Raw genomic sequence first — 23,024 nt, 5'->3', positions numbered from 1 at the left:
TGGATGGCGGCATCGCCCCTACGCACTCCGGCCCCGCCCATGCCGCGAGCGGCAGTGGCGGGGCCGGAGTGCGAACGTCAGCGACCGCTGCCGAGCTGCACCACACCGTTCGCGACTCCGAGCAGCGTCGCGACGGTCGAGGTGAGCGGTCGGGCGATCGAGGCGTTCGCCGCGATGTCGTCCGCCATCGCGGCGAATGCCTCAGGCTTCGACGTCATGGCGTTGCGCCACGACGTGTTCTTCGCCGCCGCCAGCGCCTGCGGAGTCTGGAAGGACTCGTACACGTTGCCGGAACCGCCCCACGTCACCATGGACGGACCGCCGGCAGCGCTGCTGCTGAACAGGTTCCCGTCGATGACCAGGTTCCAGGTGTCCACTGCGCGCCCGGTCGCCGTGTCGTGGGCGAAGATGGCGCGCGGGCCACCCGCTCCGAACACGTTGTTGCGGATCGTGATGTTGCGCGTGATCCAGGTGACCGTCGAGTCGACGCCGCTCACACGGGGATCCCGTCCCACTCGATGCGTGGCCTGGCGCCGCTCATCCTGCATGAGGTTGATGTCATGACGGGAGTTGTTGCCGAGATCGTTGTTGGTGACGAGCACGTTCTCGGTGTCGAAGATGCGGATGCCCTCCTTGTTGTTGAACGTCTGGCTGCCGGCGATCGTCACTTGAGACGACAACTCCGCGTGGATACCGATCTCGGTGTTGTCGTTCGACGTGACGTCGACGATCTTCACGTCGAAGCAGGATTCGTCGAACCAGGTGCCGCTGCCGATGTTCCGGCTCGTGTCGACGTTGCTCATCACGACACCGCGCGAACGCGTCACCTTGATTCCGCCGGCGACCGGGGAACCGTTGAAGTGCTCCACGTTGTTGTCGGTGAAGAGCGAGTCGGTAACGGTCGAGTTGTACGCCGTCGTGAGCGAGAACCCGAGCAGTCCGTTGCGACGGATCGTGAGGTTGTCCACCGTCGCCTTGTCGTTGCCGACGAAGAGTCCGATCGTCGCGTTGTCCTCGATCACGAGGTCGCGGAGCGTCGTGCCGACATTGTGCATGCGCACGGTACCGAGCACGTCGTAGGACGTCGCATACCGACGCACGCCGAAGCCCTGGAGCACGGAGTTCGCCGAGCGAACGTTGAGCGCCTGGCCGAGGTCGCTGACCCGCACCTGGCGGCCTTCGGGGTTCGTGCCCAGGATCACGCGGTCAGCGGCGTAGTCCACAGCGAACGTGCCCGCGACGACCTGACCGGCCGAGGCGACCTGTTTCTGCGCGACGCCGTCGATGAACAGCATGTCGGGGTGGTTCGCCATCGGGTAGTTCGGGTCGACGAACCAGCTGGCGTTGCCGTTGAGCATGTCGTCGGAGAACTCGGCGGTCCACCCGCCGCTCACCCAGGTCGAACCCGACTTGCTCCACGAAGACACCCGTGTCGACCCGTCGAACCAGACGGCTTCGCCCGGGTACGCCTGGATCGTGAGCGTCTTGTTGAAGGGCACCTCGACGGACTCGTGGTACTCGCCGGCACGGATGACGATCGTGGAGCCAGCAGGCGAGGCGTTCACAGCGGCCTGCACCGTGCGGAACGGCGTCGCCGCCTTGCCGTCCTGCGTCGTCGCGCTCGAGGCCCGGTTCACATACACGGCGCCCTGAGGGACGGCGTACGACGCGGTACCCACGGTCGCAGCGCCGCGAGACGAGTCGTTCGGCGCAGGTTCCGGCTGCGGCTCCGGCTCGGGCTGCGGCTCGGGCTGCGGCTCCGGCTCGGGCTGCGGCTCGGGCTGCGGCTCAGGTTCCGGCTGCGGCTCAGGTTCGGGCTGCGGCTCGGGAACCGGTGTGGCCTCGCCACTCAACGGTGTCGTCGCGACGATCGCGGAGAGGGAATCGAGCTCGAGGACGGTCTCGCCCTTGGCACTGCTGGACGCGTATCCCCAGACCGCCAGGCCGCCGGCGGCGGACAGTCGTGCGGCCGAGCGATCCGTCACGGCGAGCTGGGGCGCTCCAGGCGCCTCGCCCTTCGGAGTGATCCGCGCCTCGAAGGCGACCGCGTCGGCCCCGGTGACCGTGGCGTCGAACGTGTACCATTCCTCGCCGAGCAGCGTGATCGGAACGGCGACCGACTTCAGCTCGGTATCAACGCCCTTCGCGCTCCGCACGATGGACAGCTGCACCTGGCCCTTGACGTCGGTGAAGACGCGCAGGCGGTAGGCGGATCCGTCTCGCTGCACACGCGTGGTGTACGCGTAGTAGCTGCGCCCGCCGGACGCCTCCAGCCGGATGTCGGATGAGATGCGGATGTCCGCTGCCTGGACGTCACGCGGGGTCAGGTACGCGGATTCACCCGGATTGAGGGTGATCGACGCGGCTTCGCCGTCGATGCTGGCGACCGTGGTGCGCGAAGACCACGATGAGTAGGCGAGGCCGTTGTCGGATTTGCCCCAACCAGCGGACGCGGTACGACTGAAGTCGTCGGCGAGGAGCACTGTCGGCGCTGCTGCCGCGAGGGGTGCGATCGCGGCGGACGGAGCGGCAGGCTCCTCCGCCGGCGCAGGATCCGGCTGCCCGGCCGCGTCATCGGACGACGGCGCCGAGGTCTGCGCGGGTTCCGACGAGGGCGTGGGTTCAACGGTCGAGGATGGATCGGGCGATGGTGTCTCCGCCGCATAGGCGGGAGCGCCGACGAGGCCGACCAGCAGCGTCGCGGCGACGAGAGCCGCGGTGGTGCCCGCGGCGACGGTATGGGAGGGATGGGAACGGGTGGATCGACGTCGCGAAAGCAACAGTTTTTCTCCTTGGGGTTTCAGCCCGCGTACACCGCGCCCCTCCAGCTAGCCCCCTCCGGGCGAGATGGTGTGCAGATTCGGTACGCACCACCTACCCGGAGGGCGGTGGCCAGGGGTCAGTCTATACAGATGATCCTGAAGATTGTTGCCGAACCGAGATATTACGCGGGGCCCTCTCCCGAGGTCTCCGTTCCGGGCGACGCAGGGACAGCACTGCGGATGAACCGCATCTTGCCGCCGACCTGTGGAATGCTGTCGACCCTCTCGACCGTGACCGGCACGATGCCTCTGGTTGCGAAACGCAGTTTCTCGACGGCGGCATCGATGCCCGCCTGCGCGTCAGACCGCTCGCTCGGAATGCACCGGAGCGTCACCGAGTAGTCCGAGTCCTGCACGATCTCGAACTGGCGGATGGACAGCGGGAAGTCGTCGAAGATGTGCCCCAGCGCCCCTGCGATCGTGGTGCCGTCCGGCAGCCGAACGGCATCCGAGGAACGCCCGGAGATCGCGCCCAGTCGAGGAAGGCCGCGCCCGCACGGGCAGGCGCCCGGCAGAAAGCGGCTGATATCGCCGAGTCGGTACCGGATCACGGGGAACACGCGATTGGTGAGGTCGCTCACCACGACCTCCCCTTCGACACCCTCTGCGACGACCGCGTCGGCCTCATCGACGATCTCGATCCTGCGCGCATCCGCGAACACGTGCAGGCCGCTCTGGTGGGCGCACTCCCCTGCCATCCAGGGGATCTCAGCCGATCGGTAGTGGTCGAAGCAGGGGGCGCCGAACGCCGCCTCGATCTCGGCGCGCGTCCCTGCTGTCAGCGGCGCTGCGGTCACCGCGACCGCACGCGGCGGCGTCAGCGTGAGCCCGAGCCGCTGCAGGCGACGCACCGTGTCGAGGACGCCGCCGCCGTAGCCGATCAGGAACCGTGGACGCACCCGGTTCCAGGATCGCGCGAACTCGGCCACAGCCTCGTCGGTGATCTGGAAGGCGTCCAACTGCACCCGCCGCGACGGCAGCCAGCCGAGGTCATGACGGATCCGTGCGGCGCCGGTGAGCACGTGCCGGGTGACGATGCCGCGGTCGTCCCACGGTCGCACGCCCCACCACTCGAACAGACGCCACTCCAAGGCCCGCGCAGGGAAGCGCAGGTCGCGCAGCAGGTGCAACGGCAGTCCGGTGCTCCCACCGGTCTTCGACACCACGCTCGTGCGGTCGTCCGCCTCATCGGTGCGGATGCTGTCGAAGTTCTCGCGCAGCATGGCCTTGTCCACGATCGGCAGCGCCGAGAACGCGGCGGGATCGCGCAGATCATCGGCCGAGAAGCCGTGCGACGAGTAGAGCTCGCGGTAGAACGGACTGTGACCGAACGCGAACTGCGCGTGCTCTGCCGAGCGTCGGGCCGAGACCTCGGCGATCGCGGCGGGGTCGAGTGCGTCCATCGCCAAGAACTCGCGATAGGCATCGGTGCTGCTGCGGCCCCCCAGGGCTGTCTTGATCCGGAACGCCGCTTCACGCATCATGATGCGGCTCCCGTCCGTCCTCGCGGCCGTCCACCGGCACGTCGTCCGCGCAGCGCCGCACGATACGCGGCGGCGTGAGCTGCGCCTGCTTCCGCCCATTCCCGTCTGGACAGGTCGGGGCGCTCCGCTGCGATGTCTCGTACCTGCTGCAGCGCGCTCAGCAGCCCGAGTCCATCGAGCTCGCCGTCGTACATCTGCACCCATTCTGCGCCGACCTCGCGCGCGAGCGCTTCGTTCGGGTCGTTTCGGGGCACCAGCACCGGCCGATCGAGCGAGAGCGCGGCCAGCACGCTCCCCGAATTGTGCATGAAGCGGTACGCGAGCACGACGAGCTCCGACGAGGTGACCAGCTCCACGAGCTCCTCGTCGCTGAGGAACTCCAGCTGCAGGGTCACTCCCGGAAGCTCCGCGACACGGGCCCGCAGATCGTCTGCGAGCTCCTGACTCGATGCCTTGCCACCGATCACCATGCTGATGGTGTCATCGATCGTGACGGCCTCTGCGTAGGCATCGACGAAGCCGGAGACCCCTTTGTATCGACGCACTCCGCCGAACGTGCCGAGCCTTCCCGGCACGGCCACGGCATCCGGATCCGGCCGATACCAGTCGCGGTAGTGGCCATGCAGGATGAGTGACTGCGCGGTTCCGGCCGGGAGCGGCGTCGTCTCATTGAGCACGATACGGTGGTCGGCCTGGCGATCGATCCTGCGCAGCAGCCACAGCCTCGCCGCGTTGTCGTCGGGGAGCTCGAGATTGTGCACGGTGCGTACGACCGCGATGTTGCGTGCGAGCGCGTGACGCAGCGTCAGCAGGGATGCCAGCGCGTACTTTCCGACCGACGACACCCAGCTGCCCCCGTGCAGCTTCACCTCGGGCCAGTGCCAGTGGAAGACGTCGTAACGGCCGAGCAGCGCCCCTCGCCAGGAGAAACGCAGGTGCTGCACCTCGTCAGATGCGGAGAGCGCCTGGTCGAGCATCGTGATGTACGGGTTCGTCGTCACCCGTGGCGTCCCGAAAGACTGCATCACGCGCAGCGGACGGGTGGGCTCAGGCATGGGAATCCAATCCACGGATGGAGCGATACCAGCGCATCGCCGCGAGGAGCAGCATGAGCGCGTTGATGGCCGCGAGACCCGTGTAGACCACCATGAATCCAGGCTGCCACCAGAGCAGGACGAACGAGAGACTGAGGAATCCGTAGTCCGTCGGGATCACGGCGAGGGAGTACAGCGAGCCCGATCGCCAGGCCTCACGCGGCGCCTCCGCGGTCGCGACAGGCGCCTGCAGGCGGTGGATGCGACGCAGGAAGTCGGCGGCCATGATGCCGAAGAAGAAAGTGTTCGCGATCGCCGCGAAAGCGAGCGGCACGAGCAGCCAGACCTCGTCGATCTCGTAGAACCGGAACCAGCAGACGAGGACCGCGAGATGGATCGTGGCGAGCTTGAGCGAGTCGAAGAAATGGTCGAGCCACTCTCCGGCGAGCGAGCCGGTGCCGGTGAGTCTGGCGAGTTGCCCGTCGGCCGAGTCGAGCGCATACCCCAGGACGAGGAGCACCGTCACGAGCACCGACGACCACACGGTCGGCGTGAGCAGCGCGATCAACGCGACACCACTGAGCGTGCAGAGCGCGCTGACCATCGTGACCTGCGTCGGGGTCATCCCCATCACGTAGGCGGTCGCCGCGAGCGGTCGGCCGAGCGGGCGATTGACGTATCGCGAGTACGCCGCCGCACCCTTCGATGACTTCTGCGCCTGCTTCAGCCGCGACATGGCGGCTCGGATCTCTGACACGACAACTCCCCCAGGCGGCGCCGAAATGTAGCCTTCACTATATCGACAGGGTCCATTCCACGGAGATCGGATCCGCTACGCCAGGGGAGCACCACCGATGAGCACGTCACGAGTGCTGGGGATCATCGTCGTCAACTACGCGTCATCGCACCTCCTTGAGGTCAATCTGGCAGCGTCGGCCGCGGCGGTGCCGGACGCCAGGATCATCGTCGTCGACAACATGTCCAGCCCCACCGAACGGGAGAGGGTCGCCGTCCTCTGCGCGGAGCACGGCTGGCATCTGGTGGCGATGCCCGACAACGCCGGCTTCGGAGGAGGCGTGAATGCGGGTGCCGCCGTCGCGTTCGACGAGCTCGGCGCCACCGACATCCTGTTGCTCAATCCCGACGCCCATATCGACTCGCGGTCGACGGCTGCGCTGGCAGCGGCCACGGCGGACGGCATGACCCTCGCATCTCCGCGCGTCGAAGACGCCGACGGGCGCACCTGGTTCGCCGGCATGGACGTCTATCTCGACGACGGTTCGATGGGAGGGCCTCGGCGGCGGCGGGAGCAGCCGGACGCCCGACGGATGCCCTGGCTCAGCGGCGCTTGCCTGTGGGTGCCCCGCGCACTCTGGGAGCGCCTGGGCGGCTTCTACGACGACTACTTCCTCTACTGGGAGGACGTCGACATCTCGGTGCGGGCGAGCAGAGCCGGAGCGCGACTTCTGGTCGTCGACGAGGCGATCGCCGTGCATGACGAGGGCGCGACCCACCGATCGACGTCGCAGCGGCCGGAGGCCAAGTCCGAGCTGTACTACTACTACAACATCCGTAACCGGCTCCTTTTCGCCGCACTGCTGCTGGACAGCGCAGATGCTGACGCCTGGTCGCGCACCGCGCTCCGCAACGCCTGGCAGGTGCTTCTGCGGGGAGGGCGCCGCCAGTTCCTGCATCCGATCGCGCCGTTCCGCGCCGCCTGGCGGGGAGTCCGCGACGGGCGCCGCTTGATGGCCACAACTCTCTCGCAGCGGAGCGCATCGGTCTAAACTCTGATCACGCCGTCCGTTCTCGCGGGAGGCGCCACGGGGAATCAGCATGGGGGTCAAACGGTGGCATCAACCGAGGAGTCGACGCCGAACCGTCGGCGCGCCTGGATCACGCTCTCGATCCTGTTCGCGGTGATCGCCCTGGCCATCGCAGCGGCCTTCGTCATCCCGCCGCTGCTGTCAGGAACGACATCGGCATCGCCGTCGCCCTCCTCCACGCCCACCGTGCCCCCGCGCGACATCCTCAACCCCGATGCCCCGCGTCCCACTCAGACGCCGACCCCGGCACCAGTGGAGAGCGACGCCCCGTTCGCCGAGCTGTCACCGGTCGCACCCGATGAGACGATCGTCGCCGACGGAGGCATCGAGATCTCGTTGTCGAGCGTGCAGGCAGTACAGGGAGAGGCGACCACCGCAGGAGAGACCTCTGGCCCTGCGATCCGCGCCACGGTGCGGGTCGTGAACACCGGCACCGAGCCGCTCGACCTGGAGTACATCGCCGTGAATGCCTACTCCGGCAAGGACCGGGCACCCGCGGGCATCCTGACCCAGCCGGGCGGCGCTCCGTTCGAAGGATCGCTCGCTCCCGGCGAGTCCGCCGACGGCACCTATCTGTTCTCGATCGCCGAAGCCGACCGCGAGGACGTCACCCTCACCGTGGACTATCTCTTCGGCGCGAAGGTCGCCGTGTTCCGCGGAGACCTTCGCTGACCGGCACCGAGAGCATGCTCCGCGCGGAGAAATACACGACGACGTCGATCATCGCCGCCGCCGCTGCGGCCGCATCGGCGATCCGTTACCAGTTCGGTCCTGGGATCAGCCTGTCGCTGCTGACCGCCGTCGTGCTGATGCCGGTCTGGTGGCCGGCGCTGAAGGAGTACCGGTTCGCCCGCCTGCTGCTGGGCCTCGCCGGGGCGGCAGCGGTATGGGGCGTGGTGCTGACGACCTTCGAGACGGTACGACCGACCTCGTCCTCGCTGATGATGGAGCAAACCTTCACGCTTCTCTCACTGGCCGGAGGAATAGGGGTGCTGCTGTGGGTCCGCACCCAGCTCGGCATCGCCGGCACGGCGGTCGCGTTCGGCGTGGGGGCTCTGGCGAACGTTGCTCTCACGGGCGGCAACTCCGCGAACCTCTGGAAGTACTCGCTCGCAGTGCCGGTGATCATCATCGTCCTGGGGCTCACGTCCACGAGCGGACGACGCTGGCTCGACCTCCTCGCGCTCGGGGCTCTCGCCGCAGTCTGCCTGGTGTCCGACTCCCGATCGATGACCTCTTTCCTTCTGCTCTCCGGCGTGATCGTGCTGTGGCAGTCGTTCATGCCCCCGGGACGTCGCCGCCCACGCCCGGCGCAGACGCTGATCCTGCTGGGGCTGCTGAGCGTCGCCGCGTTCAGCCTCTTGCAGGCGCTCATCCTCGACGGTGCGCTCGGAGACGCGGCGCAGCAGCGCACACAAGCGCAGATCGACACATCGGGTTCATTGATCGCCGGTGGGCGACCAGAGCTGGGAGCGGCGACGGCGCTCATCTCGCACCGCCCGCAGGGGTTCGGCAGCGGTGTGCTCCCGACCTCGCAAGATGTGTGGATCGCGAAGACCGGCATGAGCGGACTGAACTACGACCCCAACAACGGGTATGTCGAGGGGTACATGTTCGGAGGGCAGTACGAGGTCCACTCCGTCCTCGGCGACATGTGGCTGCGCTTCGGACCGCTCGGCGCGGCCTTCGCCCTGATGCTGGTCGGGTGCGCGGTCTACGCAGTCGCTCGCAGCGTATCGATCAAGGCGGCGTCCGGGCTTGCGGTCCTGCTCACCTTGCTCGGCGCCTGGGACACGTTCTTCAGCCCGCTTCTGACCTCCTCACGCACCCTCGCGCTGTTGTTCGCTCTGACGGCGATCCCGCTGGCTGATCTTGCGCAGCGGCGCCTTCGAGGGACGGAATCGCTCCCCCTCGGTGCGGACTCCCCCCGTCCGACCCGCTAGAGTCGAGCGGAACGACTGTGGGGGTCGTGGACGGTTGGGGAACCGTCGATCACGCGACGCCACCATGGACATCGACGTTTTCACAAGGGGGATCATGAAGGGCATCATTCTCGCGGGCGGATCCGGAACGCGACTGCATCCGATCACCCTGGGAGTCTCCAAGCAGCTCATCCCGGTGTACGACAAGCCGATGGTCTACTACCCCCTGTCGACGCTCATGCTCGCCGGCATCCGCGACATCCTGGTCATCACGACCCCGCATGACGCGGCGCACTTCGAACGGCTGCTCGGCGACGGCTCGCAGTTCGGCATCTCGCTCACCTTCGCCCAGCAGGAGTCGCCGGACGGCCTCGCGCAGGCCTTCACGATCGGCGCCGATTTCATCGGTGACGACAGTGTCGCCCTCGTCCTCGGCGACAACCTGCTCTACGGTCCGGGCCTCGGCACGCAGCTCAAGCGCTTCGCCGACATCGACGGCGGTGCGGTGTTCGCGTACTGGGTGGCCGAGCCGCAGGCGTACGGTGTCGTCTCGTTCGATGAGAACGGGCAGGCGGTCTCCCTCGAGGAGAAGCCGAAGGATCCGCAGAGCAACTACGCCGTCCCCGGACTCTACTTCTACGACAACGACGTCGTCGAGATCGCGCGAAACCTCGCCCCGAGCGCCCGCGGCGAATACGAGATCACCGATGTGAACCGCGAGTACCTGGAGCGCAGGAAGCTCCAGGTCGAGGTGCTCCCGCGCGGAACCGCGTGGCTCGACACCGGCACGTTCGATCAGATGACGGATGCCGCCGACTACGTGCGCACCATGGAACGACGTACCGGCATGAAGATCGGCGTTCCGGAAGAGGTCGCCTGGCGCCAGGGTTTCCTCGACGACGAGCAGCTGCGCGCTCGCGCCGAGGCACTCGTGAAGTCCGGCTACGGCTCCTATCTGCTCGACCTGCTGGAACGAGGACACCGATGACCCGCCTGCTCGTGACCGGTGGTGCCGGCTTCATCGGCTCCAACTTCGTGCACCACGTCGTCGCGCACACCGATGCGCACGTGACGGTTCTCGACAAGCTCACCTACGCCGGGAACCGGGCTTCGCTGGCCGGGCTGCCCGAGGATCGGGTCGAGCTCGTCGAGGGCGACATCATGGATGCCGCGCTCGTCGATTCGCTGTTCGCCGAGACCGACGCCGTGGTGCACTACGCCGCGGAGTCGCACAACGACAACTCTCTGCACGACCCGCGTCCGTTCCTCGACACGAACATCATCGGCACCTACACGCTGCTCGAGGCCGCCCGCCGGCACGAGCGCCGCTTCCATCACATCTCCACGGATGAGGTCTACGGTGACCTCGAGCTCGACGACCCGCAGCGGTTCACCGAGCAGACCCCGTACAACCCCTCGTCGCCGTACTCCTCCACCAAGGCGGGCAGCGATCTGCTCGTGCGGGCGTGGGTACGCTCGTTCGGCGTGCAGGCGACCATCTCGAACTGCTCGAACAACTACGGCCCGTACCAGCACGTCGAGAAGTTCATCCCGCGACAGATCACGAACGTGCTGCGCGGCATCCGTCCGAAGCTCTACGGCGCCGGCCACAACGTGCGCGACTGGATCCACGCCGATGATCATTCGTCGGCGGTGCTGACGATCCTCGACAAGGGTGTGATCGGGGAGACGTACCTGATCGGCGCCGACGGCGAGAAGGACAACCGCTCGGTGATCGAGCTCATCCTCACGCAGATGGGTCAGCCGGCGGACGCCTACGACCACGTGACCGACCGTGCAGGGCATGATCTGCGGTACGCGATCGATTCGACGAGGCTCCGCACCGAGCTGGGCTGGCAGCCGCGCTACTCCGACTTCGAATCAGGACTCGCATCGACGATCGACTGGTACCGCGACAACGAGGACTGGTGGGCCCCGTCGAAGGACGCCACCGAGTCCTTCTACGCCTCCAAGGGGCAGTGATGACCGAGTTCGGCAAGGCCCTCACCGTCACCGAGACCTCGATTCCCGGTCTGCTGCTGGTGGACCTGCCTGTGCACGGGGACTCGCGCGGGTGGTTCAAGGAGAACTGGCAGCGAGAGAAGATGGTCGCCGCCGGCCTCCCCGACTTCGGACCGGTGCAGAACAACATCTCGTTCAACGACGCCGTCGGCACGACCCGGGGCATCCACGCGGAACCGTGGGACAAGTGGGTCTCGGTCGCCACCGGCAAGATCTTCGGCGCCTGGGTCGACCTGCGCGAGGGAGCCACATTCGGCACCGTCTTCACCGCCGAGATCGACCCGTCGCGAGCGATCCTCGTGCCGCGCGGGGTGGGCAACTCGTATCAGACGCTCGAGCCCGACACGGCCTATGCCTACCTCGTCAACGACCACTGGTCGCCGGACGCGGAGTACTCGTTCCTGAACCTCGCTGATGAGACCGCGGCGATCGCGTGGCCGATCCCGCTCGCCGATGTCGAGATCTCAGCGAAAGACCTCGCGCATCCCCGCCTGTCGGGGGTGACCCCGATCGGCCAGCGCAAGACGCTGGTGATCGGCGCGTCCGGACAGCTGGGCCTGGCGCTGCGCGCGGAGCTCGGCGATGCGGCGCACATCGAGTACGCGACGCGCGAGACCTTCGACCTGGGGGCCGCCGACCTCGAGAACGCGCGTCGCTGGCGCGACTACGGCACGATCATCAACGCCGGCGCGTACACCGCGGTCGACCTGGCCGAGACACCCGCCGGACGACGCGATGCCTGGGCCGCGAACGTGACCGGCGTCGCCGCGCTCGCCCGCATCGCGACCGAGAACGGCCTGACGCTCGTGCACGTCTCCAGCGACTACGTGTTCGACGGCACGCAGGCCGAGGCCTACACCGAGTCCGCCGCCGTGCAGCCGCTCGGCGTCTACGGGCAGACCAAGGCCGCCGGCGACGCCGTGGTCGCCACGGTGCCCCGGCACTACATCGTGCGCACCTCGTGGGTGATCGGCGAGGGCAAGAACTTCGTGCGCACCATGGCCTCTCTCGCCGATCGCGGCATCGCGCCCCGCGTGGTCGGCGATCAGATCGGACGGCTCACCTTCACGACCGACCTCGCATCCGCGATCGTGCACCTGCTCGCGCAGCGCCCGACGTACGGCGTGTACAACGTCACCGGTGCCGGTGAGCCGCAATCCTGGGCCGACGTGGCGCGGGCCGTCTACGGTCTCACGGGCCACGACCCCGCCGCGGTGAGCGACGTGACGACAGTCGAGTACTTCGCCGGTCAGACGGGGCCGGTCGCCCCGCGACCGCTCAACAGCGTGCTCGACCTCGGTCGCATCACCGACGCGGGCTGGACGCCGCGAGATGCGGCGGCCTCACTCGAGGCGTACCTGGCGGCGGACGCCCAGGGCGCGTGACACGACCGGCCGGGCCGGTGCGTCATGTGACAGGGGTTAGACGTGTCGGATGCCCTTCGGGGTGAAATACGTCACTTCACCGTCGGTGTTCTCGACCCCGAAGATGAACTGCCCTGATGGTGTCGCAGAGATATCGATGATCACACCGCGGGAGCGAGTGGTGAAGACCTCATCGCCGACTGCGAACTTTTCCTTCGTCATGGCGACACCGTATCTCCGTTGCAGGGCACGAAGGAAGGTGTCGCGTTTCGAGGGTTCGAGGACCGCACACGCTAGAGCTCGCCGGGCTTCATGGCCTCGGCATCGATGGCACGCATGACGCGGAGCGTCGCGGTGTCGGCTTTCGGCTCTCGCCCCTCTGTCGCGCGACGACGCGGCGCGTAGACGACGAGCGAATGGAAGAGGAATCGAGCGAAGAACGCCACGATGAGCGTGAGCCCCGTGGCCAGCACGCTGGAGATGTGCCAGCTCTCCACCATCAGCGCCATCACCGGGATGCGCACCGCCGCTTCGACGTTGTTGAACGTGAACGAGGTCGCGAAGCGCAGACCGAGTCCGCGGGCATCCGTGCGCATGTCGGCGAAGACGAACCGTTCCTGCAGGAGGAAGTTGCCGATGATCGTGACCTCGGCCCCGATGATCGCGGCCCAGATGTAGGGCACGCCGAGCGTGACCAGGAGCCACATGATGCCGATGTTGGCCACGGCTCCGATCACGCCGATGAGCGCGAACAGCGACATCTTGCCGAAGCGGAGGCGCGCGAGGTGGGCGACGAACGTGACGCCCTGGCGCAGACTCGCCTTGGAGGTGCCGTGTCGACGTTCCGCGAACTCCATCGGGATCTCGGCGATGCGCAGGTCGGTCCGCGCGAGGATCTCGAGCAGGATCTTGAATCCCTGCGGCCGCAGGGCTGGGACGTCGAGCCGTCGGCGGTCGACCAGGAAGAATCCGGTCATCGGGTCGGTGCTGCGCGCCAGTCGGATGGGGAACATCGCCCTCGTCAGCCAGGTCGCCGCACGAGACACACCGAAGCGCACCGCGGTGCCCAGCCCGCTCGTGTCACCGCCGCCCACGTAGCGGGAGGCCGCGACGACGTCGGCGTCGCCCTCGGAGAACCGGTCCAGCAGCGCCGGCAGCAGCTCGGGCGGATGCTGCAGATCGCCGTCCATCACGATGCAGATGTCGGAGTCAGCGGCGGCGAGTCCGACCACAACGGCACCGCCCAGCCCACCGGTGTTCTCCGTGCGGTGGATGACCCGCACCGGCACCGGCGCATCGGCGGCCACACGGGCGACCTCGACTGCCGTGTCATCGGTGCTGTCATCGATGAACAGGATCTCGGCATCACGACCGCGGAGAGCCTGCGCCGTGCGCTCCACGAGTTCAGCGACGTTGTCTCGCTCGTTGAAGGTCGGCACGATGACCGTCACCGCTGTCCCCACGTGCCGTCCTCCCCCTGCTGTCTGGCCTGCGGCACCCATCGTCGCACGGGTTCCTGTGGGGTGAGAAACCCGCGGATGCCGGTGGACACCCGCGCTGACGGGGCATCGACCGTCGCGAGATCGGGGGTCGCATCCCCGACAGCGCGTCCGCTAGACTGATCCGATGCGGCTGTGGGAGTCGCTGGCGGATGGGGATCCGCCCTGGGGATTTATTGATCTGGGGAGATCATGGGGACGCGTATCGGCTATGCCGCGGGAGCTTTCGACCTTTTTCACGTCGGGCACCTCAACCTTCTTCGTCACGCCAAGCAGCAGTGCGACATTCTGATCGCCGGCGTCGTGAGTGACGAGATGCTGCGCCAGGTGAAGGGTATCGAGCCCGTCATCCCGACGGCGGAGCGCGCAGAGATCGTCAGCCACATCTCGTTCGTCGACGACGTCTACGTCGAGACGAGCCCGTCGAAGCTGGACGCGTGGGAAGACGTGCGCTTCACGCACTTCTTCAAGGGCGACGACTGGCGTGGCACCGAGAAGGGGCTGCGCCTCGAGCGTGAGTTCGCCGAGGTGGGCGTAGAAGTCGTGTACTTCCCCTACACCGCGCACACGTCCAGCTCGTCGCTGCGCCGCGCACTCGACGCGATCACCGCGGGCGCGAACATGCAGACGGCCACCGCCTCGCGCTGATCCGCGCGGGCGAACGGTCAGTTCGCGACGCCCAACAGACTTCGGGCCATGCGCGCCACGTGGGGTGGCGTGTGTGGCCCGAGCCATACCGTCCAATGTGCGGGCGGCTCGGTGCAGGTCCACTCGACGCACCAGGCATGCACGGCGTTCGCGAGACGCTCCCCTTTGGCATGTGCACGGATGCCGTCGCCGCGCAGCAGCCACCGTACCGAGACGCCCTCGGGAACGTCGATGTGGCGGAACTGGATGCGCGCGGCCGCCTCGAGAACGATCGCGCCCTGCGCATCCCACGGCAGACGCGCCGCGATGCCGGCGATGACGGCCGCGTCCGCGGCATCGCCGGCGATCAGGACCGGACCCTCGAGGTTGTCCCAGTCCGGATCGCTCAGATGTTCGCACGCACCATTCATGCCACCAGTATAGGTAAGGCTACCCTTAGCGACAATGCCGGAGCGGCGAAGCCATCCGCTTCCCGCGGGCATACGCTTGATGCATGACTTCTCTGAACGAATCCACGATCACCCTGTTCGGCGCCGACTGGTGCCGCGACTGCATCCGCACCAAGAAGCAGCTCGATGAGCTCGGCGTCGAGTACACGTACGTCGATCTGGTCGCCGACCCGTCTGCGGCGGATGTGGCCAAGGAGATCTCGGGCCGCACCAACATCCCCGTGGTCGTGTACCCCGACTCCACGCACCACGTCGAGCCCGCGAACTCCGATGTCGAGTCCAAGCTCCGTGAGCTGTCGCTGATCTGACGCGCTCCGTCGCACCGCGCCCGCGCGCCGATACACTGGCGCGATGAGCACCGAGGCTCCTCCGGAACACGCATCCGTCCGCCTGTCCCCCCGCACGATCGTGCTGTACGCGATCGGTTCGCTGGGCACCGGCGGATACGCCACCCTCCCCGGGCTGGTGCTGACGTACTTCCTCACCGACAACCTCGGCGTCGCCGCACTCGCCGCCGGCCTCATCGTGACGGCAGCGAAGATCTGGGACGTCGTGATCGACCCGCTGATCGGCGCGGCCTCTGACCGGCAGCTCGCGCGCACGGGCTCTCGGCGCGGTTTCATGGTCACCGGCGCGCTCGCGCTGCCCGTGTTCTTCGCGCTCACCTTCGCGGTGCCGCCGTCGTGGGGACCCGTGACCGGCGCGATCTTCGTGCTCCTGGCCTTCCTCGCCACCGCCACGGCGTTCAGCCTCTTCCAGGTGCCCTACGTCGCGCTCCCCGCCGAACTCACCGGCAGCTACGACGAGCGCACCCGCCTGCTCGGCTGGCGCGTGGTCGTGCTGACCGCGTCGATCCTGCTGTTCGGCGCCGGTGGACCGGCGCTGCGCAAAGCCGGCTCGGACCAGGTCATCGGATACCTGCTGATGGGCATCGTCGCCGGACTCGTGATCGGCATCGGCATGTTCATCGCCGCGCGCACGGCCGACGTCGCCGCAGCCCGCACCTCCCCCGTCGGGCAGGCGGCCGCGGCGCCGAACGGCATCCGTGAGCAGTATCTCTCCGGCTTCCGTGCGCTGCGACGCAGCCAGCCGTTCCGCGCACTGCTGGGCACCTTCCTGCTGCAGGCGCTCGCCACCGGCACGATGCTCGCCGGCGCGCAGTACGTGGCGACCTGGGTGCTCCGCTCCGAAGACGCCGTGACCTTCGTCTTCATCGCGCTCGTCGGGCCTGCGCTCCTGGCCACCCCCGGCTGGACCGTGATCGCACGCCGGGTCGGCAAGGAACGCGCATTCACGATGGCGAGCGTGCTGTTCACGCTGGCGGCAGCAACCATCACGGTCGCGGTCTGGGCGCCGGGCGACTGGATCTACGGCTCGGTCGCGGTCGCCGGCGTCGCCTACGCCGGCCTCCAATCACTGCCGATGGCGATGCTCCCCGACGTCATCTCGCACGACGAGCGCACGAACGGTCACGGGCAGGCCGGTACCTTCACCGGCATCTGGACCGCAGGAGAGACCGTCGGCTTCGCGCTCGGCGCCACCGCGGTCTCACTGACCCTCGCCGCCACCGGGTACGTCTCCACGGTCGCCGGCGCCGCCGTCTGGCAACCCGCCGAGGCCATCACGGGCATCGTGCTGAGCTTCAGCATCCTCCCCGCCCTGCTGATGCTCGCGAGCCTGCTTCCGCTGCGGCGCTACCGGCTGCGCCGTGCCGACATCGAGGGCGCGTGAATCACTCACCCGCGGGGACTCCGGGCGCCGTCGCCGTCGCCGTCGCGTGTGGGTGCCGAAAGAGCGCCACCCGCGGCCGGGAGGCTCGCGACATGCAGGAGGATTCGCGACGTGCAGGAGGAGACCGGGGCGGACGCTCCCACAACTCGCACTTCTTCCTGCACGTCGCGCGTTCTCGGCGGCGTCCGCCCCGCGGATTCGCCCAGGCCCGCGGCCTAAGCTGGGATCCCGTCCGAAGGAGACTGCGATGACTTCTGCGACCACAACGGCCACTCCGGCAGCGAAGAGCGCGCCGACGAGCGAGCTCAGCGCCGACGAGCGCGCGCGACTCGACTCCGCGATCGCCGACCTGCAGACCGGGTCGCGGACCTGGACAGCGCTCACGCTCTCGCAGCGCGTGACCCTGCTGCGCGCCGTGCGCACGAGCGTCGCGGCGACGGCCGAGGACTGGGCGAGCACCGCCGCCGCTTCGAAGGGCCTCGACGGACGTCACCCTCTCCGCGGCGAGGAGTGGCTCAGCGGTCCGTACAGCGTGCTCGGGGCGCTCGACGCCTACATCGAGACGCTCTCGCGCCTGGCCGCCGGTACCAACCCGCTCGAGGGGATCACGATCGATCGGGCGCCGGGTGGACGCACGCGCGTGCACGCCTTCCCCCTCACCGGCATCGACAAGTTGCTGCTGTCGGGCTACACCGGCGAAGTGTGGCTGGAGCCGGGGGTCACCCCGAACGCCGCCCGTGCCGCCGCGGGGCTCGCCCAGCGCACGCCGACCGTCTCGGGAGGCGTCGGCCTGGTGCTCGGGGCGGGCAACATCACCTCGATCCCCGTGCTCGATGTGCTCTACGAACTCCTCGCTCACAATCGCACCGCGCTGCTCAAGGTCAACCCGACGCAGGATGCACTGGTGCCGGTGTACAAGCGCGCCTTCGCGCCGCTGATCGAGCCGGGGCTGGTGCGCATCGTGCGCGGCGGACCCGAGGTCGGCGCCTATCTCACCGGGCACACGGAGCTGGCCCACGTGCACATCACCGGCTCCGCTGCCACCCTCGACGCGATCGTGTGGGGCACCGGAGCGGCGGCGAAGCGCCGACGGCGCGAGAACCGTCCGCAGCTCAAGAAGCCGATCACGGCAGAACTCGGTGGCGTCTCGCCGATCATCGTCGTGCCGGGCGACTGGAGCGACGCCGACCTCACCTATCATGCCGAGCACGTCGCCACGATGCGCCTGCAGAACAGCGGACACAACTGCATCGCCGGACAGGTCGTGATCCTCTCGTCCGACTGGGCGCAGGCCGACGCCTTCCGTGCCGCGCTCCGCCGCGCCTACGCGAACGCGCCGGAGCGACCGATCTGGTACCCCGGCTCCCCCACGCGCATGCACCGCGCCGCGGACGACTACCCCGACGCTCTCGTGCTGGGCGACCGAGTGCTCGTGGAGATCGACGGTGACGACGACCCCACGGCACTGCAGAACACGGAGTACTTCGCGCCGGTGCTCGGCGTCGTCACGGTGGCAGGCACGGGACAGGAGTTCCTCGACGCCGCCGTCTCGTACGCGAACGATCAGCTCCAGGGCACGCTCGGCGCGAACCTGCTCATCGCCCCCTCCACCGAGCGCGCGCTCGGCAGCGGCTTCGAACGGGCGATCGCGAACCTCCGCTACGGATCCATCGCGATCAACGGCTGGACGGCATTCGGGTTCATCACCCCGACCATGACCTGGGGAGCTTTCCCCGGCAACACGATCGAGGATGTTGGCAGCGGGATCGGAGTGGTGCACAACGCACTCCTGCTCGACCATGTCGAGCGCTCCGTCATCCGCGGACCGTTCCGTCCGCTGCCGCGGTCGTTGCCGATCCTGAACGGCGGCGGCCGCCTGACGATCCTGCCGAAGCCGCCGTGGTTCGTGTCATCCCGCACTGGGGCAGCCGTCAGCGAGGGCCTCACCCGCTTCCGTGCGCACGGCGGCGTGCTCGGGCTCGTGAAGACGCTGACGAAGGCACTGCGGGCCTGAGCTTCGGCCCCACCAGACCGGGGTCAGAACGAGAAGAGGTCGGTCGCGTCGCGCAGCGCCTGCTGGATGCCGGGCTCTGCCGCAGAATGACCGGCGTCGTCGACCACCACGAACTCGGCCTCCGGCCACGCGCGGTGCAGATCCCACGCTGTCATCATCGGGGTGCAGACGTCGTGCCTGCCCTGCACGATGACGGCGGGGATGTGCCGGATCGCATCGATGCCATCGAGCAGCTGCCCCTCGGACCACCACCCGCGGTTCACGAAGAAGTGGTTCTCGATCCGGGCGAACGCGGTGGCGGTGCGCGGGTCGGACATCGCGGCGATCTGCTCGGCGTCGGGCCGCAGCGTCACGGTCGAGGCCTCCCACGTCGACCACGCGATCGCCGCCGGTACATGCACCGCGGGGTCGGGGTCGAAGAGCTGCCGGTGATACGCGTCGATCATGTGCGAGCGCTCCAGCACCGGGATGGGCGCGATGAAACTCTCCCACAGGTCGGGGAACAGCGCGGCCGCTCCGCCCTCGTAGAACCACTCCAGCTCCATGCGCCGCAGGGTGAAGATGCCCCGCAGCACGAGCGCTGAGACGGCATCCGGATGCGCCTGCGCGTAGGCGAGCGCGAGGGCGCTTCCCCAGGAGCCGCCGAAGACCTGCCACTGCTCGACGCCGAGGTTCTTGCGCAGCAGCTCGATGTCGGCGATCAGATGTGCCGTGGTGATGTGACGCAGATCCGCGCCGGGCTCGCCCGCGTGCGGGGTGCTCTTTCCGCATCCGCGCTGGTCGAAGAGCACGATGCGATATTTCTCCGGGTCGAAGAAGCGACGCTGCCACGGCGATGTGCCGCTGCCCGGGCCCCCGTGCAGGAAGACCACCGGCCGCCCCTCGGGGTTTCCGCTGACCTCCCAGTACAGGCGGTGACCGTCACCGACGAGGAGCTCACCCGACTCGTACGGCTCGATCGGCGGATACAGCGCATCCAGGTTCTTCGTCATTTTGCCCCCAGCCCGGAAAGAAGACTACGTATGCCACGCTACCGGAGAGGGCCCAGCCAGCTGGTATTACAGGTCACCCTCGCTGCGTGTGAACGCCTCGGCGCAGACGTTCAACCCGTTCTCGTAGCCGTTCGCGAACCAGTACTGACGCTGGTCGCTGGAGCCGTGCGTCCAGCTCTCGGGGTTCACCGCCCCGGACTGCTCCTGGATGTTGTCGTCGCCGACCGTGGAGGCCGCGTTGAGGGCGTCTGTCAGCTCCGCCTCGGTGGGCGCGAGCAGATAAGGGTCACCGTCGGCATCGGTCTGCTCCGTCATGCGTCCGATCCACGCGCCGGCGTAGCAGTCGGCCTGCAGCTCCATGCGCACGCCGTTGCTGCCGGGGCCCGTCCCGTTGTTCGGGTACTTCTGCATGTCGCCCGTGATGTTCTGGATGTGGTGGCCCCACTCATGGCCCACGATGTAGAGCTGAGCGAGATCGCCTGCGGATGCTCCGAACTGCTCTTGCATGAGCTGGAAGAACGTCGGGTCGACGTAAACGCCCTCTTCTGGCGGGCAGTAGAACGGACCCACGGCATTCGAGGCCGTGCCGCACTGCGTCGAGGTCGCTCCGTCCACCACGGTCATGGTGGGCTTGCGGTAGCCGTCGACGTTGTCGGCCCAGAACGCGTCGAGTGCGACCTGAGCACCGACCATCCGGCAGTCGACGCGCTCGTTCGCATCCTGGCCCGTGTCGCAGTTCTCGATCACGGAGCCGCCTGAACCCGAGTCGCCGCTCGGCTCGGAGACGCCCCCGAGCAACCCCGTGAGGTCGATGCCGAGCAGCGGACCGGCGATGAGCGCGATGAGGCCGAGCACGCCCACGCTCGCACCACCGGCGATGGCAGCGGTGCGTCCACGGCGACGCGTCGTGTTGCCGGAGAGGTCGGCGTCGGGGTTGAAAGTCATGAGACAGAGGGTACTCCGACAGCCGACCCGGAACGGACGTAGGCTCGGGGCATGACGACCACGATCACCCTCACCGGCGCCGGCGGACAGATCGGCTACGCACTCCTGTTCCGGATCGCGGCGGGCGACCTGCTCGGCCCCGACGAGAAGGTGCGGCTGCGGCTGCTCGAGATCCCGCAGGGACTCGGTGCGGCGGAAGGCGCAGCGCTCGAACTGCAGGACGGCGCGTTCGAGCTGCTTGAGCACGTGGAGGTGACCGATGACGTCGCCGTCGGTTTCGACGGCTGCGACCTCGCGCTGCTCGTCGGCGCGCGTCCCCGTGGTCCCGGCATGGAGCGTGGCGACCTGCTCGCCGCCAACGCCGGCATCTTCGGCCCTCAGGGGGCGGCGATCGCCGCGAACGCAGCCCCTGGCGTGCGCGTCACCGTGGTCGGCAACCCGGCGAACACGAACGCGCTGATCGCCGCGGCATCCGCTGACGGAGTGCCCGCCGAACGGTTCACCGCCCTCACCCGCCTCGACGAGAACCGTGCACGCGCCCAGCTGTCGCAGACGCTCGGCGTTCCCGTCTCGACGATCCGTCGTCTGCCCATCTGGGGCAACCACTCGGCCACCCAGTTCCCCGACGTCTCGCACGCCACCGTCGGCGGACAGTCCGTCACCGATGCACTCGAGGCCATCGTCGACGACGTCCCGACCTGGCTGGACGAGACGTTCATCCCCCGCGTCGCGAAGCGCGGCGCCGAGATCATCCAGGTGCGCGGTTCGTCGTCCGTCGCCTCCGCCGCGAACGCGACCATCGAGCACGTGCGGGACTGGGTGCACGGCACCGAGGACTGGACGTCGGCCGGGGTCGTCTCGCACGGCGAGTACGGCGTACCCGAGGGCCTGGTCTCGTCGTTCCCTGTCCGCTCCGTCGACGGCGAGTGGCAGATCGTCGAGGGCCTCGAGGTCAGCGAATGGGCCCGTGCCCGCATCAATGCCTCCGTCGCCGAACTGGTCGAGGAGCGCGACGCGGTGAAGGCGCTCGGACTGCTCTGAGACGGGTCGCCCATCCGCACCGGAACAGGGCAGAATGGGTGCGGAGGTGCGCGATGAGCGAGACGATCGATCCCACGAAGGTGGCGGCATCCGTCGATGACGCCCTGACGAGCCCGCTGCACCTGCCGCACGACGCGGCGCAGTGCCCCAAGTGCTTCACCGAGCTGCAGCAGAACCGGAACTTCTGGATCGCGCGGCCCGACGGCTCACGCCTGGTCGGCCTCGTCGTCGCCCGCGAGGGGATGCCGTCGGTCGTCGAGCAGCGCGACGACCTCACCCGGTTCGGGGTGCCGATCGAGGGCTTCCGTCACCCGGCACCCGACATCCTGGAGAGCTGGAACGACCGCCTCTCCCGCCTCATCTCGACACTGCGCACCGGTGACGTCGTGGTCGTGGCGAACATCAAGGCACTCGGCCTCGACGCCGATGAGGGTGCTCGCACGGCCGCCGAGCTGCGCCGCCACGGCATCATCGTGAAGGTGCTCAGCCACGACGCGCGGCACCTGGCCGACGCCACCGCGACGCACTAGACCCGGCAGGCCCGTCAGCCGCCGTAGGGCGCCACGGGGAACTCGGTCGTCGTCGGCTGCGGCTCGATCGGCGTGCCGTCTTCGTTGTAGTAGACGGGGCTCCCCTCCTCAGGGAAGTAGAACCGCGGCTGCCAGTCCGGCCCCTCGAACGCAGGGAACCGCAACGACGCGCCGTCATAGGCGAGCTCTCCGCCGAAGACCATGTCGGAGAGGTCAGCCGCATCGCCGGGGATGCAACCAGGCGTCGCGGAAGCCCGAATCTGGTTCCGACCAGGACGGATGGTCACGACACCGCGACCGACATCGCCGCCCGTGCCGATGACGTTCACCTCCTGCCGATCGCCCTCGCCGAACCGGGCAGTGCTGGCCTCCACCCCTGCATCCTCGAAAGCTTTGGTCGCGGCAGCGACCACCGCGTCCACATCGATCTCGTCCGCAGGCTCGAGCACCCGCGCCCAGGAGAACGTGTACCCCGTCAGCTCGCCGTTGATGCGGCAAGGAATCGGCGACGCCCCGAAAGACCCCTGATCCACAGCCCAATCGCCCTCGTGGACCGCCATGATCACGGAGTGCATCACCGTGGCATAGGCGACGTAGTTCTTCTCGCCGTCGCGATACAGCGCATCGCCCTCGGGCGCCGGGGCACAGCTCGTCATCGTCATCACCAATCCGACGGCCACTGCCGCCATCACTCCGCGCTG

Annotated in this window: 22 protein-coding genes; 12 read left to right on the top strand and 10 right to left on the bottom strand. The window is 68.2% G+C overall.

Annotated elements, in window-relative coordinates; all coding sequences use genetic code 11:
- Positions 1-77: 77 nt before the first annotated feature.
- The 4 genes from MRBLWO12_RS18470 to MRBLWO12_RS18455 all read right to left on the bottom strand — a co-directional run bounded on the left by MRBLWO12_RS18470 (position 78) and on the right by MRBLWO12_RS18455 (position 6,097).
- A complete protein-coding gene (locus MRBLWO12_RS18470; protein ID WP_363558139.1) occupies positions 78-2,780 on the bottom strand; it encodes a right-handed parallel beta-helix repeat-containing protein in 2,703 nt (900 codons plus the stop codon).
- Positions 2,781-2,944: 164 nt separating this feature from the next.
- Complete coding sequence (locus MRBLWO12_RS18465) at positions 2,945-4,306, bottom strand: phenylacetate--CoA ligase family protein (protein WP_363558137.1); 1,362 nt, start codon at positions 4,304-4,306, stop codon at positions 2,945-2,947.
- Positions 4,303-5,361 (bottom strand): glycosyl transferase, encoded by a 1,059-nt coding sequence (locus MRBLWO12_RS18460; protein WP_363558135.1) that lies wholly within the window; start codon positions 5,359-5,361, stop codon positions 4,303-4,305. Before MRBLWO12_RS18460 ends, MRBLWO12_RS18465 begins: the two co-directional genes overlap by 4 nt.
- A complete protein-coding gene (locus tag MRBLWO12_RS18455; protein ID WP_363558133.1) occupies positions 5,354-6,097 on the bottom strand; it encodes a CDP-alcohol phosphatidyltransferase family protein in 744 nt (247 codons plus the stop codon). The genes MRBLWO12_RS18460 and MRBLWO12_RS18455 overlap by 8 nt, the downstream gene beginning before the upstream one ends.
- Positions 6,098-6,194: 97 nt before the next feature.
- Between MRBLWO12_RS18455 and MRBLWO12_RS18450 the strand changes: the two genes are divergently transcribed.
- The 6 genes from MRBLWO12_RS18450 (at position 6,195) to MRBLWO12_RS18425 (ending at position 12,495) form a co-directional block, all read left to right on the top strand.
- On the top strand, positions 6,195-7,127 hold the full coding sequence (locus MRBLWO12_RS18450; RefSeq protein WP_363558131.1) for a glycosyltransferase family 2 protein: 933 nt from the start codon (positions 6,195-6,197) through the stop codon (positions 7,125-7,127).
- Between the two features lie 63 nt (positions 7,128-7,190).
- The gene (locus MRBLWO12_RS18445) at positions 7,191-7,838 is read left to right on the top strand and encodes a hypothetical protein (RefSeq protein WP_363558129.1); all 648 of its coding nucleotides are present in this window, start codon (positions 7,191-7,193) and stop codon (positions 7,836-7,838) included.
- A gap of 14 nt (positions 7,839-7,852) precedes the next feature.
- A complete protein-coding gene (locus tag MRBLWO12_RS18440; protein WP_363558127.1) occupies positions 7,853-9,109 on the top strand; it encodes a hypothetical protein in 1,257 nt (418 codons plus the stop codon).
- Positions 9,110-9,203: 94 nt separating this feature from the next.
- Positions 9,204-10,076, top strand: a complete 873-nt coding sequence (gene rfbA / locus MRBLWO12_RS18435; RefSeq protein ID WP_363558125.1) for a glucose-1-phosphate thymidylyltransferase RfbA — start codon at positions 9,204-9,206, stop codon at positions 10,074-10,076.
- A complete protein-coding gene (gene rfbB, locus MRBLWO12_RS18430; RefSeq protein ID WP_363558123.1) occupies positions 10,073-11,071 on the top strand; it encodes a dTDP-glucose 4,6-dehydratase in 999 nt (332 codons plus the stop codon). Before rfbA ends, rfbB begins: the two co-directional genes overlap by 4 nt.
- Complete coding sequence (locus tag MRBLWO12_RS18425; RefSeq protein ID WP_363558121.1) at positions 11,071-12,495, top strand: bifunctional dTDP-4-dehydrorhamnose 3,5-epimerase family protein/NAD(P)-dependent oxidoreductase; 1,425 nt, start codon at positions 11,071-11,073, stop codon at positions 12,493-12,495. The genes rfbB and MRBLWO12_RS18425 overlap by 1 nt, the downstream gene beginning before the upstream one ends.
- A gap of 36 nt (positions 12,496-12,531) precedes the next feature.
- Here MRBLWO12_RS18425 and MRBLWO12_RS18420 read toward each other — a convergent pair whose 3' ends face one another.
- Together MRBLWO12_RS18420 and MRBLWO12_RS18415 are read right to left on the bottom strand one after the other, a co-directional pair.
- The gene (locus MRBLWO12_RS18420; protein ID WP_363558119.1) at positions 12,532-12,696 is read right to left on the bottom strand and encodes a hypothetical protein; all 165 of its coding nucleotides are present in this window, start codon (positions 12,694-12,696) and stop codon (positions 12,532-12,534) included.
- 71 nt (positions 12,697-12,767) lie between these two features.
- Positions 12,768-13,976 carry a glycosyltransferase gene (locus MRBLWO12_RS18415; RefSeq protein ID WP_363558117.1) on the bottom strand — a complete coding sequence of 403 codons (1,209 nt, stop codon included), beginning with the start codon at positions 13,974-13,976 and terminating at the stop codon, positions 12,768-12,770.
- Positions 13,977-14,165: 189 nt separating this feature from the next.
- On the opposite strand from MRBLWO12_RS18415, the gene MRBLWO12_RS18410 reads away from it, so the two are divergent.
- Positions 14,166-14,621, top strand: a complete 456-nt coding sequence (locus tag MRBLWO12_RS18410; RefSeq protein WP_363558115.1) for an adenylyltransferase/cytidyltransferase family protein — start codon at positions 14,166-14,168, stop codon at positions 14,619-14,621.
- A 17-nt stretch (positions 14,622-14,638) separates the two neighbouring features.
- Here MRBLWO12_RS18410 and MRBLWO12_RS18405 read toward each other — a convergent pair whose 3' ends face one another.
- On the bottom strand, positions 14,639-15,031 hold the full coding sequence (locus MRBLWO12_RS18405; protein ID WP_363558113.1) for an SIP domain-containing protein: 393 nt from the start codon (positions 15,029-15,031) through the stop codon (positions 14,639-14,641).
- A gap of 83 nt (positions 15,032-15,114) precedes the next feature.
- Here MRBLWO12_RS18405 and MRBLWO12_RS18400 point away from each other — a divergent pair, with 83 nt between their 5' ends.
- The 3 genes from MRBLWO12_RS18400 to MRBLWO12_RS18390 all read left to right on the top strand — a co-directional run bounded on the left by MRBLWO12_RS18400 (position 15,115) and on the right by MRBLWO12_RS18390 (position 18,815).
- Positions 15,115-15,378, top strand: coding sequence for a glutaredoxin family protein (locus tag MRBLWO12_RS18400; RefSeq protein ID WP_363558111.1), 264 nt, complete (start codon positions 15,115-15,117; stop codon positions 15,376-15,378).
- A 43-nt stretch (positions 15,379-15,421) separates the two neighbouring features.
- Positions 15,422-16,801, top strand: a complete 1,380-nt coding sequence (locus MRBLWO12_RS18395) for an MFS transporter (protein WP_363558109.1) — start codon at positions 15,422-15,424, stop codon at positions 16,799-16,801.
- 247 nt (positions 16,802-17,048) lie between these two features.
- Positions 17,049-18,815 carry an aldehyde dehydrogenase family protein gene (locus tag MRBLWO12_RS18390; RefSeq protein ID WP_363558107.1) on the top strand — a complete coding sequence of 589 codons (1,767 nt, stop codon included), beginning with the start codon at positions 17,049-17,051 and terminating at the stop codon, positions 18,813-18,815.
- Positions 18,816-18,838: 23 nt separating this feature from the next.
- Here MRBLWO12_RS18390 and pip read toward each other — a convergent pair whose 3' ends face one another.
- Both pip and ypfJ read right to left on the bottom strand, forming a co-directional pair.
- Positions 18,839-19,807: a prolyl aminopeptidase gene (pip, locus tag MRBLWO12_RS18385; RefSeq protein WP_363558105.1), complete on the bottom strand. Its 969-nt coding sequence runs from the start codon at positions 19,805-19,807 to the stop codon at positions 18,839-18,841.
- A gap of 66 nt (positions 19,808-19,873) precedes the next feature.
- A complete protein-coding gene (gene ypfJ, locus MRBLWO12_RS18380; protein ID WP_363558103.1) occupies positions 19,874-20,752 on the bottom strand; it encodes a KPN_02809 family neutral zinc metallopeptidase in 879 nt (292 codons plus the stop codon).
- Positions 20,753-20,803: 51 nt separating this feature from the next.
- Between ypfJ and MRBLWO12_RS18375 the strand changes: the two genes are divergently transcribed.
- Together MRBLWO12_RS18375 and MRBLWO12_RS18370 are read left to right on the top strand one after the other, a co-directional pair.
- Positions 20,804-21,793, top strand: a complete 990-nt coding sequence (locus MRBLWO12_RS18375; RefSeq protein ID WP_363558101.1) for a malate dehydrogenase — start codon at positions 20,804-20,806, stop codon at positions 21,791-21,793.
- A 53-nt stretch (positions 21,794-21,846) separates the two neighbouring features.
- Entirely contained in the window at positions 21,847-22,323 is a 477-nt protein-coding gene (locus MRBLWO12_RS18370) for a dehydrogenase (RefSeq protein WP_363558099.1), read from the top strand.
- Between the two features lie 14 nt (positions 22,324-22,337).
- On the opposite strand, the gene MRBLWO12_RS18365 is transcribed toward MRBLWO12_RS18370, so the two are convergent.
- Positions 22,338-22,985 (bottom strand): hypothetical protein, encoded by a 648-nt coding sequence (locus MRBLWO12_RS18365; protein ID WP_363558097.1) that lies wholly within the window; start codon positions 22,983-22,985, stop codon positions 22,338-22,340.
- Positions 22,986-23,024 lie beyond the last annotated feature (39 nt).

The organism is Microbacterium sp. LWO12-1.2 (genome assembly GCF_040675875.1).
In the GTDB taxonomy this organism is placed as follows: Bacteria; Actinomycetota; Actinomycetes; order Actinomycetales; family Microbacteriaceae; genus Microbacterium.
This window is presented reverse-complemented; position numbering and strand designations above follow the sequence as displayed.

Bases quoted from the DNA above. Each gene is read 5' to 3' on its own strand.
- MRBLWO12_RS18460 (WP_363558135.1), bottom strand. From the start codon at position 5,361: ATGCCTGAGCCCACCCGTCCGCTGCGCGTGATGCAGTCTTTCGGGACG.
- MRBLWO12_RS18440 (WP_363558127.1), top strand. From the start codon at position 7,853: ATGCTCCGCGCGGAGAAATACACGACGACGTCGATCATCGCCGCCGCC.
- MRBLWO12_RS18420 (WP_363558119.1), bottom strand. From the start codon at position 12,696: ATGACGAAGGAAAAGTTCGCAGTCGGCGATGAGGTCTTCACCACTCGC.
- rfbB (WP_363558123.1), top strand. From the start codon at position 10,073: ATGACCCGCCTGCTCGTGACCGGTGGTGCCGGCTTCATCGGCTCCAAC.
- MRBLWO12_RS18400 (WP_363558111.1), top strand. From the start codon at position 15,115: ATGACTTCTCTGAACGAATCCACGATCACCCTGTTCGGCGCCGACTGG.
- pip (WP_363558105.1), bottom strand. From the start codon at position 19,807: ATGACGAAGAACCTGGATGCGCTGTATCCGCCGATCGAGCCGTACGAG.
- MRBLWO12_RS18410 (WP_363558115.1), top strand. From the start codon at position 14,166: ATGGGGACGCGTATCGGCTATGCCGCGGGAGCTTTCGACCTTTTTCAC.
- MRBLWO12_RS18465 (WP_363558137.1), bottom strand. From the start codon at position 4,306: ATGATGCGTGAAGCGGCGTTCCGGATCAAGACAGCCCTGGGGGGCCGC.
- rfbA (WP_363558125.1), top strand. From the start codon at position 9,204: ATGAAGGGCATCATTCTCGCGGGCGGATCCGGAACGCGACTGCATCCG.
- MRBLWO12_RS18395 (WP_363558109.1), top strand. From the start codon at position 15,422: ATGAGCACCGAGGCTCCTCCGGAACACGCATCCGTCCGCCTGTCCCCC.
- MRBLWO12_RS18425 (WP_363558121.1), top strand. From the start codon at position 11,071: ATGACCGAGTTCGGCAAGGCCCTCACCGTCACCGAGACCTCGATTCCC.
- MRBLWO12_RS18375 (WP_363558101.1), top strand. From the start codon at position 20,804: ATGACGACCACGATCACCCTCACCGGCGCCGGCGGACAGATCGGCTAC.
- MRBLWO12_RS18450 (WP_363558131.1), top strand. From the start codon at position 6,195: ATGAGCACGTCACGAGTGCTGGGGATCATCGTCGTCAACTACGCGTCA.
- MRBLWO12_RS18365 (WP_363558097.1), bottom strand. From the start codon at position 22,985: ATGACGATGACGAGCTGTGCCCCGGCGCCCGAGGGCGATGCGCTGTAT.
- MRBLWO12_RS18390 (WP_363558107.1), top strand. From the start codon at position 17,049: ATGACTTCTGCGACCACAACGGCCACTCCGGCAGCGAAGAGCGCGCCG.
- MRBLWO12_RS18415 (WP_363558117.1), bottom strand. From the start codon at position 13,976: ATGGGTGCCGCAGGCCAGACAGCAGGGGGAGGACGGCACGTGGGGACA.
- ypfJ (WP_363558103.1), bottom strand. From the start codon at position 20,752: ATGACTTTCAACCCCGACGCCGACCTCTCCGGCAACACGACGCGTCGC.
- MRBLWO12_RS18405 (WP_363558113.1), bottom strand. From the start codon at position 15,031: ATGAATGGTGCGTGCGAACATCTGAGCGATCCGGACTGGGACAACCTC.
- MRBLWO12_RS18370 (WP_363558099.1), top strand. From the start codon at position 21,847: ATGAGCGAGACGATCGATCCCACGAAGGTGGCGGCATCCGTCGATGAC.